The sequence below is a fragment of the Sphingomonas naphthae genome, assembly GCF_028607085.1.
Taxonomy (GTDB): Bacteria; Pseudomonadota; Alphaproteobacteria; order Sphingomonadales; family Sphingomonadaceae; genus Sphingomonas_Q; species Sphingomonas_Q naphthae.
This window is the reverse complement of record NZ_CP117411.1, coordinates 1,797,376-1,809,607: the sequence shown is the minus strand read 5'-3', so window position 1 is coordinate 1,809,607 and position 12,232 is coordinate 1,797,376. Positions and strand designations below refer to the sequence as shown.

The 12,232-nt window shown below is 68.3% G+C and carries 9 protein-coding genes; 5 read left to right on the top strand and 4 right to left on the bottom strand.

Annotation, left to right across the window (positions count from 1 at the left end):
- A complete protein-coding gene (locus PQ455_RS08540; protein ID WP_273690947.1) occupies positions 1–1,260 on the top strand; it encodes a M24 family metallopeptidase in 1,260 nt (419 codons plus the stop codon).
- A gap of 23 nt (positions 1,261–1,283) precedes the next feature.
- Here PQ455_RS08540 and bla read toward each other — a convergent pair whose 3' ends face one another.
- Positions 1,284–2,129, bottom strand: coding sequence for a class A beta-lactamase (gene bla, locus PQ455_RS08535; protein WP_273690946.1), 846 nt, complete (start codon positions 2,127–2,129; stop codon positions 1,284–1,286).
- A 2-nt stretch (positions 2,130–2,131) separates the two neighbouring features.
- The gene (locus PQ455_RS08530; protein ID WP_273690945.1) at positions 2,132–4,444 is read right to left on the bottom strand and encodes a GH92 family glycosyl hydrolase; all 2,313 of its coding nucleotides are present in this window, start codon (positions 4,442–4,444) and stop codon (positions 2,132–2,134) included.
- A gap of 77 nt (positions 4,445–4,521) precedes the next feature.
- On the opposite strand from PQ455_RS08530, the gene PQ455_RS08525 reads away from it, so the two are divergent.
- Together PQ455_RS08525 and PQ455_RS08520 are read left to right on the top strand one after the other, a co-directional pair.
- On the top strand, positions 4,522–5,484 hold the full coding sequence (locus tag PQ455_RS08525) for a cupin-like domain-containing protein (RefSeq protein ID WP_273690943.1): 963 nt from the start codon (positions 4,522–4,524) through the stop codon (positions 5,482–5,484).
- Between the two features lie 106 nt (positions 5,485–5,590).
- On the top strand, positions 5,591–6,139 hold the full coding sequence (locus PQ455_RS08520; RefSeq protein WP_273690942.1) for a DNA-3-methyladenine glycosylase: 549 nt from the start codon (positions 5,591–5,593) through the stop codon (positions 6,137–6,139).
- On the opposite strand, the gene PQ455_RS08515 is transcribed toward PQ455_RS08520, so the two are convergent.
- Positions 6,129–7,391 carry an aminotransferase class V-fold PLP-dependent enzyme gene (locus PQ455_RS08515; RefSeq protein WP_273690940.1) on the bottom strand — a complete coding sequence of 421 codons (1,263 nt, stop codon included), beginning with the start codon at positions 7,389–7,391 and terminating at the stop codon, positions 6,129–6,131. The genes PQ455_RS08520 and PQ455_RS08515 overlap by 11 nt on opposite strands.
- A 280-nt stretch (positions 7,392–7,671) precedes the next feature.
- Between PQ455_RS08515 and PQ455_RS08510 the strand changes: the two genes are divergently transcribed.
- The gene (locus PQ455_RS08510) at positions 7,672–8,181 is read left to right on the top strand and encodes an energy transducer TonB family protein (protein WP_273690937.1); all 510 of its coding nucleotides are present in this window, start codon (positions 7,672–7,674) and stop codon (positions 8,179–8,181) included.
- 79 nt (positions 8,182–8,260) lie between these two features.
- Here PQ455_RS08510 and PQ455_RS08505 read toward each other — a convergent pair whose 3' ends face one another.
- On the bottom strand, positions 8,261–10,765 hold the full coding sequence (locus PQ455_RS08505; protein WP_273690934.1) for a TonB-dependent receptor: 2,505 nt from the start codon (positions 10,763–10,765) through the stop codon (positions 8,261–8,263).
- 355 nt (positions 10,766–11,120) lie between these two features.
- Here PQ455_RS08505 and PQ455_RS08500 point away from each other — a divergent pair, with 355 nt between their 5' ends.
- Positions 11,121–12,146, top strand: a complete 1,026-nt coding sequence (locus PQ455_RS08500; RefSeq protein ID WP_273690930.1) for an aldo/keto reductase — start codon at positions 11,121–11,123, stop codon at positions 12,144–12,146.
- Positions 12,147–12,232: the final 86 nt, after the last annotated feature.

The window sequence follows — 12,232 nt, the reverse complement described above, 5'->3', positions numbered from 1 at the left end:
ATGATCCATCCCTCGTCTCTCACCCGCCGCACCCTGATCGCCTCGGCCGCCGCCGCCGCCGCCGGCCTCGCGCTTCCCGCCGCCGCGCTCGCCCCCGCCACCGATCTCGCCCCGCTGCCCGGCCGCCCGCCCGCAATCACGCCCGCCGAACGCCTCGCCCGCGTCGCCAAGGCGCAAAGGTTGATGCGCGCGGCCGGCATCGGCGCGCTGCTGATCGAGCCGGGGGCGAGCATGGTCTATTTCACCGGCGTCCGCTGGGGGCTGAGCGAGCGGCTGACCGCCGTGGTGATCCCGGCCGAGGGTGATGCGGCGATCGTCACCCCCTTCTTCGAGGCGCCGTCCGTCCGCCAGACGCTCGTCATTCCCGCCGAAATCCGCACCTGGCAGGAGGATGAGGATCCGCTGAAGCTCGTCGCCGCCATCCTGCGTGACCGGGGCGTGGCGACGAAGCCGGTGGCGATGGAGGAGCGGGTGCGCTTCTTCGCCAGCGACGGCCTCGCCCGTGCGCTGCCCGATGCCCGCATCGTCCCCGGCGCGCCGGTCGTGCGCGGCTGCCGCATGGTGAAGTCGCCGGCCGAGATCGCGCTGATGCAGCACGCCACCGACATCACCATCGCCGCCTACGCCCATGTCGTCCCGCGCGTCGCGCCCGGCATGAGCCCCGCCGACGTCACGAAGATGATGGATGCCGCCAACCGCGCGCTTGGCGGTGAGACGATGTTCTCACTGGTGCTGATGGGCGCCGCCTCGGCGCTGCCCCACGGGTCGCGCGAGCCGCAGGTCGCCAAGGCCGGCGAGGTGGTGCTGATGGACTGCGGCTGTGCGGTCGAGGGCTATCAGTCGGACGTGTCGCGCACCTTCGTGCCCGGCGGCGCCACCGCCCGCCAGCGCGAGGTGTTCGCGCAGGTCGCCCATGGCCAGCACATCGCCTTCGAGGCCGCCCGCATCGGCGCCCCCGCCGGCACCGTCGACGATCAGGTGCGCCGCTATTACGAGAGCCTCGGTTACGGCCCCGGCTATGCCTGGCCCGGCCTGTCGCACCGCACCGGCCATGGCATCGGCCTCGACGGCCACGAGCCGGTCAACCTCGTCCACGGCGAGGCGACTCCGCTGGCGGCGGGCATGTGCTTCTCCAACGAGCCCGGCCTCTACATCCCCGGCAGCTTCGGCGTCCGCATCGAGGATTGCTTCCACATGACCGACGCCGGCCCGAAATGGTTCTCGACACCGCCGAAAACGATCGACGCGCCGCTGGGATGACGGATGGAGAATACGAGGAATGGTCAGCCGGGCAACATGATCCGCGCCGCCTCGGCGATCAAGGCGTTGCGCTCGGCCGTCCCCTCCGGCCCCTGATGCACATACACCGCCAGCACCAGCGGCGCGCCCTTGGGCGGCCACAGGATCGCGACGTCGCCGGTGCTGCCGACGGCACCCGTGCCGGTCTTGTCGCCCACCCGCCAGCCGGCCGGCGCCGCCGCGCGGATGCGGGCGTCGCCGGTGGTGTTGGCGATCATCCATTTGGCCAGTTGCTCGCGGCTGGCCGGCTTCAGCGCCGGGCCGGTCAGCACCGCGCGCAGGCTCCGCGCCATCGCCGCCGGCGAGGTGGTGTCGCGCGGATCGCCGGGGATCGCCGAGTTGAGCGCCGTCTCGATCCGGTCGAGCCGGGTCACCGTGTCCCCCAGGGATCGGGCGAAACGGGTGAAGCCCTCCGGCCCGCCCAGGCTCGCCAGCATCAGATTGGCGGCGCTGTTGTCGCTCAAGGTCACCGCCGCCGCGCAGATGTCGCCCATCGCCATGCCCTTGCCGGCGTTCGGCGCGGTGCCGGGCGAATAGGTCACCAGATCGGCCGGCCCGTACATCACCTGCCGGTCGAGCAGCTCCTCGCCGCGATCGACCCGCGACAGCACCACCGCCGCCAGCAGCGCCTTGAACGTGCTGCACATCGGAAAGCGCTCGTCCCGACGATAGCCGGTCATCCGTCCGCTGCCGGTATCCAGCAGCGCGACGCCGAGCCGCCCGCCCGATTTCGCCTCCAGCGCGGCCAGCGCCGGATCGGTCAGGGTGACGCTGCGGGCGAGGGCAGGGCCGGCGAGCAGCCCGCCTGCCAGAAACAATCGCCGGTCCATCATCACTTCGCTCCGCTCATCGACATCGGCCGCGCGGACGGCGCGCTGGCCCAGCTCTTGTTGGGGGTGGCCGCCATGGTGAAGCGCAGTTCGCCACCCGCCATGATCTCCTCATGCCGGATCACGCTGCGGGGCAGGGGGCGGCCGTTGAGCGTCACCGCGCCCACATAGGGCCGCGCCTCGCCCAGCCCCTCGGCCACGATCGTGAAGCGTTTGCCGTTGGGCAGGGTCAGGCTCGCCCGATCGACGAACGGTCGCCCGATCGCATATTCCAGGCTACCCGGCGTCACGGGGTAGAAACCGAGCGCGGTGAACACCAGCCACGCCGACATCTGCCCGAGATCGTCATTGCCCGACAGGCCATCGGGGGTGGGCTTATACTGGCTCTCCACGATCTGCTTCAGCCGCGCCTGCGTCCGCCATGGCGCGCCGGCGTGGTTGTAGAGATAGGCGACGTGATGGCTCGGCTCGTTGCCGTGGATATATTGGCCGATCAGCCCGGCGATATCCTCGGCATGGCTGTAGTCGATCTTGCTGTTGTCGTAATCGAACATCGCGTCGAGCTTGGCGATGGCGGCCCTGTCGCCGCCCATCGCCCGGAACAGCCCGGCCTGATCCTGCGGCACGAACCAGCTATATTGCCAGGCATTGCCCTCGGTATAATCCGATCCGTAATTGATCGCGGTCGGATCGAACGGGGTGCGGAACGCGCCGTCCGCCTTGCGCGCCCGGACGAAGCCGGTCCTGGCATCGAAGCTGTTGCGCCAATAGCCCGCGCGCTTCGTGAAATCGGCGGCCACATCGGCCTTGCCCATCGCCCCGGCCATCCGCGCGATGGTCCAGTCGTCATAGGCATATTCGACCGTCTTGGACGCCGCCTCGGGCTCGCGATCGATCGGCACGTAACCCAGCTTCATATAGTCGCCGAGCCCGCCATAGGGGGCATAGCGCGCGCTCGCGACCATCGCGTCGAGCGCCGCCGCCGCGTCGAAACCACCAATGCCTTTCAGGTAGGCGTCGGCGATCACCGGGACGGCATGATAGCCGATCATCGTCCATGTCTCGCGGCCGTGGAATTGCCAGACGGGCAGGATGCCGTCGGGGCTCGCCCTGGCGGAATCGATCAGCGAGCGGACGATCGCGCTGTTGGTCGCCTCTGGCTGGACGAGGGTGAGCAGCGGATGCTCGGCGCGGAACGTGTCCCACAGCGAGAAGGTCGAGCGGAAATCATAGCCCTCCGCCTTGTGGACGGCGTTGTCCGGCCCGCGATACCGCCCGTCCACATCGCCCGCGACCGATGGCGCGATCAGGCTGTGGTAGAGCGCGGTCGCGACCGACGCGCGCATCGCGGGCGCCGCCTCGATCTCGACCCGGCCGAGCGCTTCGGTCCACGCGGCGGTGGTGCGGGCGAGGGTGGCGGCGAAGTCGCCCGGCTCGCTGTCGAGATTGGCGATGGCGCCCGCCTCGTCCACCGACGAGATCGCGACCTTCACCTCCAGCGGCGCCGCCAGCGTCCCGAAATCGAGCCGCGCCACCAGCGCCCGCCCCTGTTTCTCGGCCAGCGCCTCGCTGCCGCGGCCCGGCCCCTGGAAGCCCTTGTACGTCACATCCTTCTCGGTGCTGACGAAGGCATGATCCTTCAGCGGCGCGGAGAAGCGCATGGCGAAGAAGAGTTGCCGATCGGGTGCCCAGCCGCGCGTCTGGCGCGATCCGGTCAGGGTGCCGTCCGGCCGCAGCCGCAGCGATGACCACAATATCTTGCCCGGATAATTGTAGAGCGACGATCGCAGGTCGAGCACCAGATGCGCCGCCTTGCCCGCCGGAAAGGCGTAGCGATGCACGCCCGTCCGCGTGCCTGCCGTCATCTCGGCGCGGATGCCGGAAGCGTCCAGCGTCACCGCATAATAGCCCGGTCGCGCCGTCTCTTCGGCGTGCCGGAAGCGCGATCGATAGCCCGATCCCGCCACCTTCGGGTCGCCCGGCTCCAGCGGCACGGCGTCGCCCGCCACCGGCATCACCAGCACGTCGCCCAGATCGCTATGCCCCGCGCCGGAGAAATGCGTGTGGCTGAAACCCTGGATGGTCGGATCGTCGTAGCGATAGCCCGCCGCATGGCCGTAACATTCGCGGATCGTGCAGCCGGTGTCGGTATCCGGGCTCAACTGCACCATCCCGAACGGCGCCACCGCGCCGGGAAAGGTGTGCCCTTCGCCCCCCGTGCCGATGAACGGATCGACCGCCGCGATCGTCGGCGGTGTGGCAGGGGAGGGGGCGGCGAGGAGGAGGGCGAGCGCGACAGCGGAGGAAAGCGGCATGGCGCGGTTAGAGCATCGCCGGGCCGGCGAAGGAAGATGTCATCGATCCGTCACACTCGGCCCCCATGCCGCCCGACATGAGCAAGCCGCCCCGCCTTACCACCGGCCAGTTCGCCGACGCGCGGATGCGGATGACCCTGGGCGGGCTCGGCTTCGACGGTCGCCCCTCGGGCGCGCCCGTCGTCGCGCCGATCGCCCCGCCGCCGCGCCCCGATCCCGCGATCGCGCTGGCCCTCAGGCGGCGCGAATGGGCGCTGGACGTCGCCGAACGCCAGCGCGCCCTCTCGCCCCGCACCGGCGGCGTGCCCGTGGTCGAAAGCCTCTCGTCGGACGATTTCCTCGACCATTTCTACGCTCCCGGCCGCCCGGTCGTGATCCGGGGCGCGATGGCGGGCTGGCCGGCGCTGGCGAAATGGACGCCCGCCTATCTCGCCGAGACGGTCGGCGCGGCGGAGATCGAATATCAGGGCGGGCGCAGCGGGGCGGCGGATTTCGAGCTGGCCAAGGATCGCCACCGCCAGCGGATGCCGTTCGATCGCTACATGGCGATGATCGCGCGCGAGCCCGGCAACGACGCCTACATCACCGCCTACAACAATGCCGGCAACAGCGCCGCGCTCGCCCCGCTGATGGCCGACTTGGGCGATCTGCCGCGCTACCTGACGCCGGCGTCCGGCATGATGTGGATCGGCCCGGCCGATACCTTCACCCCGCTCCATTTCGATCTCACCAACAATCTGCTGGCGCAGATCGTCGGCACCAAGCGCATCCTGCTCGCCCCGCCGAGCGAGACGGGCCGGCTCCACAACCGCCGCCACGTCTTCAGCGACGTCCACGATCTGGCGGACCCGGCGCGGCTGGCGAACTATCCCTCGGCCAAGGCGGTGCGGCATTTCACGGTCGATCTGGCGGCGGGCGACCTGCTCTACATCCCGATCGGCTGGTGGCATCAGGTGCGATCGCTGAGCTTCAGCGTGATGCTGACCTACACCAATTTCCTGTGGCCGAACGCGGGGCACGAGAGCTTCCCGGAGGGGTAGTCACCCCGGCCTCGTGCCGGGGTCCACCTCTCCGCGCGCACCATGCTAAGGGCTGCGGAATCGCTCGGGGCATGGTGGACCCCGGCACGAGGTCGGGGGGACGGGCATGATCGATTACAACCGCCCGATCGTCGATCTCGCCCGCGACCTCATCGGCGCGACCCTGCTGCTCGACGGCGTCGGCGGGATCATCGTCGAGACCGAGGCCTACCGCGCCGACGATCCCGCCTCGCACAGCTTCGCCGGCCCCCGCGCCCGCACCGCCGCGATGTTCGGGCCGGTCGGCCATGCCTATGTCTATCGCATCTACGGGCTGCACTGGTGCCTCAACATCGTCGGCGGCGAGGCGCCCGGCGGCGCCGTGCTGATCCGCGCGCTGGAGCCGACCCATGGCCTCGATCGCATGGCCGAACGGCGCGGCACGGGCGACCCCCGGCTGCTGTGCAGCGGCCCCGGCAAGCTGGCGCAGGCGCTGGGCATCACCGCCGCGCTCGATGGCGCGCCGCTGGAGGCGCCGCCCTTCGCGCTGATCCCCGCCGATGGGCCTGCCGATATCCTCACCGGCCCGCGCATCGGCATCAGCAAGGCGGTCGAGCAGCCGTGGCGCTTCGGGCTGGCGGGCTCGCGCTATGTGTCGCGGCCGTTCAGGCCCTGAACGCGGCCACTGTCTCGCGCAGCGCGACGGCGAAGCGATCCACCTCGGCCATGTCGTTCATCAGCGCCGGGGTGACCCGCACGCAGGCCCCTTTGGCCGGGCCGGTGCGGTGGACGGTGAAGATGCGGTGCCTGTCGAGCAGATGCTGCGCCACCGCCATATTGTCCGCAACCGATGTCCGCCCCCGGATGCGGAAGGAGGTGATCGCGCAGTGGAGCGTGGGATCGTCGGGCGTGAGGATGTCCAGCCCGTCCACGTCGCGCACCGCCGTCACCCAGCGATCGCGCAGCGCCCGCAGCCGCGCCTCGCGCGCCGCCGCGCCGATCGACGCCTGGAAATCGAGCGCGGCGGGCACCGTCAACAGTGCCGCGAAATCGACCGTGCCGGTGTGGACCCGCGATTTCGCGCCGGTGGCGTCCTCGGGCTCGGCGGGGGCGCGGTCGATCGCATCGACCCGGCCCTTGCGGATGATCATCGCCCCCACGCCCAGCGGCGCGCCGACCCATTTGTGGACGTTCACCCCGATGAAGTCCGCGCCCAGATCGGGCAGGCGGTAATCGATCTGGCCGAAGCTGTGCGCCGCGTCGACGATGCAGTCGATGCCCCTGGCCCGCGCCAGCGCCGCGATCTCGGCGACGGGCAGCACCAGCCCGGTGCGGTGGCTGACATGGGTGAGCAGCACCAGTCGCAAACGCGTGTTGGCGGCGAAGGCGGCGGCATAGGCCTCGATCAGAGCGGCCCGCGTGGCGGGTTCGGGCAGGGTGATCCGCACCACCTGCACACCGCGCCGCGCCGCCAGCGAGTCGAACCCCGCCTGCATCGAATCATAGTCGAGGTCGGCATACAGCACCGAATCGCCCGCTTTCAGCCGATTGTATCCGGTGATGAGCGCCATCAGCGCCTCGGTCGCGTTGCGCGTGAGGACCAGTTCCTCGGGCTCGACCCCCATCGCGCCCGCCAGTTTCTGGTGCATCGCACGCATGTCCGGCCCCATGCTGCGCCGCGCATAATAACTGGTGTCGCGGTTCACCCGCGCGATCATCGACTGATAGGTTTCCAATACCGGTCGCGCCATCGCGCCCCAGTTTCCATTCTCCAGCTGAATGGCATCGTCGGGCCGATCGTAATGCGCCGCCACACCTCGCCAATAGGCTTCGTCGCACGATGCGGGGGCGGCGGCGAAGGCGCGTGCCGCGCCCGCCACCAGGGGCAGCGCGGCGAGGTTCAGCAGGGTTCGGCGATCGATCGTCATGGGCCTTGCTGCACCGCGAAAGGGAGCGACGGCTATAGCAGCCATTGTGACGTTTCCGCGAAAAACCGCGCGCAACTGCGGAAAAATGGACGATAATTTTTCGCCGCGCATCGGGAACAATTGATCGAAAAACTCGCTCTACCGGCCCGTTGCGTGGCGGTTGTGACAGGCCTAGCGCAGCGGACAGGCCTCGCGGCAGGGGTTGAACGGGCGAAAAGATATATTATATCATTGCCCGGTCGCCGATGCCGAAGAAGGCGAGAGTTCGTAGGAGAATGAGATGCGTAATCTGGGTTGGGCGCTGGCGATCGCGTCCACGACCATGCTGGCCGGGGCGGCCGTCGCCGCCGGCCAGAGTAATGACCCTACCGTCGAGACGATCGACGTTTCCAAGCGGGAGACCATCACCAACTGGTCCAACCGCGTGACCGAGGATCTCGGCACCAAGCTGAAATATCCGCGCCCGTTCAAGCAGGATTATCATCAGGGCGTCGTGAAGGTGCAGTTCGTGCCGACGGCCGCCGGCACCCCGACCAACGTCGCCATCGTCGAAAGCTCGAACAAGGCCGATCTCGATCGCGCCGCGCTGAAGGCCGTGGCACAGCTGGACACGCTGTCGCCGATGCCGTCCACGCTGCGCGCCGACCGGCCGGTGCAGATGTGGATCTACTTCGCCCGCACCGCGCTGGACGAACAGGAAATGGTCCGCGCGCTCGACGCCGAGCGGCACGGCCCGCGTTCGGAACTGGCCAGCAACGAGCCGTACGTCCTCACCGCCACCGCCCAATAAGGGCGGAACCGGTCGAGACCTGTGGCGGGCGCCATCCCCCCGGCGCCCGCCATTTTTTTGTGTTCCGAGACGATCTCGATCAGAACGAGAATTTCACCGTGCCGCCCCAGGTGCGCGGATCGCCGGTCTGCGCCGCGATCAGGCCGGTGTTGCCGCCGGTGCCGGCGAGCAGCAGATCGATATAGTTGCGATCGAAGGCGTTGCGGACCCACGCGAACACATCGAACCGGCCGGTGCGGAAGCCGGTGCGGAAGTTGTGGATCAAATAGCCGTTGACGTTGGTGTAGATCGAGGGCGTTGGGTTGGACGACCAGTCCGAACGGAAGCTGGCGTCGTAGCCCAGATAGAATTGGCCGTCCTCGCCGAACAATTTGCCCGGCACATTGGCCTCGCCACCCCAGGAGAAGGCCCATTTCGACACGCCCGGCAGAACCTGGCCGGAGGCATCGACGAACGGCGGGCTGTTGCCGCCCGGCGTGCCCGGCGCGCTGACCGTGCCGCTGTAGGTGCAGGCGCCGGTGGCGGGCAGGGTATTGCCGCCCGACAATTCCGGCGGCGGCGGCGCGTCGCAGAAGCTCACATATTTGGCGTCGGTATAGGCACCGCTGACGTAGGCGTTGAAGCGTTCGGTCGGGCGGATCGAGAAATCGGTCTCGATGCCGCGCGTGCGGACCTTCTCGGCATTGGCGAGATAGCCGCGCACCGTGCCGAACTGGCCGTTGCTCACATTGGCCTGGAAATCGCGGATGTCGGTCCAGAAACCGGTCAGGTTGAAGGTCGCGCGGCGATCCCAGAATTGCGTCTTGATGCCGACCTCGAAGTGATTGACCTTTTCGGGCTTGATCGTCGCGGCGGCCTGGATCGGGGCGCCGTTATTGTCGGCCGGCACGCCATTCAGGTTGATGCCGCCCGTCTTGAAGGAGCGCGCATAGGTCGCGTAGAAATTGATGTCGCGCGTCGCCTGATAGCGCAGGTTGACGTCGTAGGAGAGGTTCCACGCGCTGAAGCTCGGCTCGAAGAATTGCGAGGCCTGAACGCCGCGCTGCGCCGCGATCCAGGCGTCGTTGTAATAAGGCGAGCCGGGGACCGGCGACACGATCTGCCGCGTCCCGTCCGACGCGGTGCCGGTGACGACCGAATCGTACAGGCCCTTCTTCTTGTCGTAATTGACGCGGATGCCGGGCGAGACGGTGAAGCGGTCGGTCAGCTCCCAATTCACCTTGGCGTAGGCGGCGAGACTGGTGTTATCGAGCCGGATGTCGTTGATCGCGACGACATTGTTCAGCACCGCCGGATTGTTCGACAAGGCGCTGGTCGGGGCGAGCAGCCACTTGCTGGCGGCGGTGCCGGTCTGCTGGATGCCGCTGGTGCGGATTTCCTGATAGAAACCGAACAGGCCGGCGACGAAATCGAAGCCGTTGCCCTCGTGGTTGAAGCGGAATTCCTGCGAGTACTGGTTCTGCTTCGTGGGGTTGTTGACCTTGGTGTAGATCGGCAGGCCGGTGTAGTCGCGGTCGTTGGCGGGGCTCCAGTCCCAGAAGCGCCATGCGCTGATCGAGGTGATCGTGTTGCTGTCGCTGACATCCCACACGGCGCGCGCCGAGAGGCCGCCGATCTCGTTGCGGGCGGCGAGCGCGGCGTCTGCGTCGGTCACCCGGTCATAGGGATTGGTGCTGGGCACCGTATAGCCGGGGAAATAGGAGACGAGCGCCGGATACTGGCGGTTGGCGGCGCGCTGGGTGGGGCCGTAGCTGCCGTAGGCGAAGGCGCAGCAATTCGGATCCTGAAGGGCCCAGTCGCCCGAAAGGGTGACGCGCAGATCCTCGCTCGGCTTCCACAACAGCGATCCGCGCACGCCCACGCTGTCCTGCGACTGGATGTAGCTGCTGGTGGTCGTGTTGTAGAGCGTGCCGCGACGGTCGGTGGTCGTCACGCTGATGCGGGCGGCGAGCGTGTCGGAGAGCGGGCCGGAGACCGACGCCTTGCCCTGCTTGAAGTTGAGGTTGCCCAGGGTCACCTCGGCCTTGCCCTCGAAATCGAAGCTCGGCGCGCGGGTGGTGATGTTGATCGCGCCGGCCGTGGTGTTCTTGCCGTACAGCGTGCCCTGCGGCCCGCGCAGCGTCTCGATCCGCTCGACATCGACGAAGTCGAGCGTCGCCGAGGCGATGCGGTTGTAATAGACATCGTCGATATAGACGCCGACGCCCTGTTCGAAGCCGTCGTTGGTGAGGCCGAACGGCGCGCCGATGCCGCGAATGTTGACGAAGGTGTTGCGCGGATTCTGCGAATAGAATTGCAGGGTCGGCGTGAGCTGCGTCAGGCGCGAGATATTGTAGGTGCCCTGCGCGTCGAGCGTCGCCGCGCTCACCACCGACACGGCGATCGGCACGTTCTGGATATTCTCCTCGCGGCGGCGCGCGGTGATGACGATGTCGTGTCCGCCCGATGGCTGGGCCTGTTCGGCTTCCGCCTCGGCGGGCGCGTCGGCGGCGTAGGCGGTAGCGGGGAGCGCGAGCAGGCTGGTGCCGGCAAGGGCCACCCACAGGGCGCGGCGAGGCGTCTGGCGACGGAATGGAGCAAACATCGGGGGGACCTCCACTGTATATCTCTATTAAAACGGCAGAGAAAAGAGGCGCGCGCCGGGAATGTGGTCCGCCGTCCGAACGGACGCGGTTTTCGATCCCCTAGTCCACGATCCTTTTTCGGCCCGTTAGAGACGAATCCAGTCGCGGCGCTTTTTCTTACTGTTCTGGTAGAGATTGCTACGGGCGTTGCCCGCCGGCGCAAACATGGAAAAACTATCGGCCGGGCGCAGTCTCGCTTGGCCGCGCAAAAGCGACGGGGATCGGCGATCCGGGGTTGTAACGATCGGTACGGAACCCAGATGGGCCGGGCAATTCCGGGTCGCCCCCGTGATCCGGCCCCAGCGGGAGCCATCGATGCGCTACAATCGCCTCGGCCGAACCGGCCTGCTCGTGTCCGAACTGTGCCTCGGCACGATGACCTTCGGTGGCGGTGACGAGGGGTTCTGGGGGCAGATCGGCCGGCTGGAGCAGGATGCCGTCGATGCGCTCGTCAGGACGGCGCTGGATGCGGGCATGAACTTCATCGACACGGCGGACGTCTATTCGGTCGGCCGATCGGAAGAGATGACCGGGCAAGCGCTCCGCAATCTCGGCGTGCGGCGCGACGAGGTGGTGGTGGCGACCAAGGTGCTCGGGCCGACCGGGCCGGGGCCGAACGCCACGGGCGCCTCGCGTTACCATATCCTCGCCGGGATCGAGGCGAGCCTCAAGCGGCTCCAGCTCGACCATGTCGATCTCTATCAGATCCACGGCTTCGATCCGGTCACGCCGATCGAGGAAACGCTGGCCGCGCTCGACATCCTCGTGCGGCAGGGGCGGGTGCGCTACATCGGCGTGTCGAACTGGGCGGCGTGGCAGATCGCCAAGGCGCTGGGCATTTCCGAGCGGCTGGGCCTTGCCCGCTTCGCCAGCCTCCAGGCCTATTACACCGTCGCCGGACGCGATCTGGAGCGGGAGATCGTGCCGATGCTGGAGAGCGAGGGGGTCGGGCTGATGGTGTGGAGCCCGCTCGCCGGCGGGCTGCTGTCGGGCAAATATGACCGGCGCGACGAGGCGGCGGGCGACGGCCGCCGCGCCACCTTCGATTTCCCGCCGGTCGATCGCGAACGGGGCTATGCCGCGATCGACGTGATGCGCCCGATCGCGCACGCCCATGGCGCATCGGTGGCGCGCATCGCGCTGGCGTGGCTGCTCCACCAGAAAGCGGTTACCAGCGTGATCGTCGGTGCGAAGAAAGTGGACCAGCTGACCGACAATATCGCGGCGACGGGGGTGACCTTGTCGGCCGCCGAACTGGCGGCGATCGATGCGGTGACGAAGCTGGCGCCGGAATATCCCGGCTGGATGCTGGCGCGGCAGGGGGAGTATCGGGCGAGCTGAGGGGCATCGCGCCCCGTAAACCCGTTCGTCCTGAGCGAAGTCGAAGGACGTGCCCCAAACGCTGCGCTTCGTTTCCCGTGCTTCGA

Coding starts and splice junctions, on each gene's coding strand:
- PQ455_RS08540 (WP_273690947.1), top strand. CDS start 1: ATGATCCATCCCTCGTCTCTCACCCGCCGCACCCTGATCGCCTCGGCC.
- bla (WP_273690946.1), bottom strand. CDS start 2,129: ATGGACCGGCGATTGTTTCTGGCAGGCGGGCTGCTCGCCGGCCCTGCC.
- PQ455_RS08530 (WP_273690945.1), bottom strand. CDS start 4,444: ATGCCGCTTTCCTCCGCTGTCGCGCTCGCCCTCCTCCTCGCCGCCCCC.
- PQ455_RS08525 (WP_273690943.1), top strand. CDS start 4,522: ATGAGCAAGCCGCCCCGCCTTACCACCGGCCAGTTCGCCGACGCGCGG.
- PQ455_RS08520 (WP_273690942.1), top strand. CDS start 5,591: ATGATCGATTACAACCGCCCGATCGTCGATCTCGCCCGCGACCTCATC.
- PQ455_RS08515 (WP_273690940.1), bottom strand. CDS start 7,391: ATGACGATCGATCGCCGAACCCTGCTGAACCTCGCCGCGCTGCCCCTG.
- PQ455_RS08510 (WP_273690937.1), top strand. CDS start 7,672: ATGCGTAATCTGGGTTGGGCGCTGGCGATCGCGTCCACGACCATGCTG.
- PQ455_RS08505 (WP_273690934.1), bottom strand. CDS start 10,765: ATGTTTGCTCCATTCCGTCGCCAGACGCCTCGCCGCGCCCTGTGGGTG.
- PQ455_RS08500 (WP_273690930.1), top strand. CDS start 11,121: ATGCGCTACAATCGCCTCGGCCGAACCGGCCTGCTCGTGTCCGAACTG.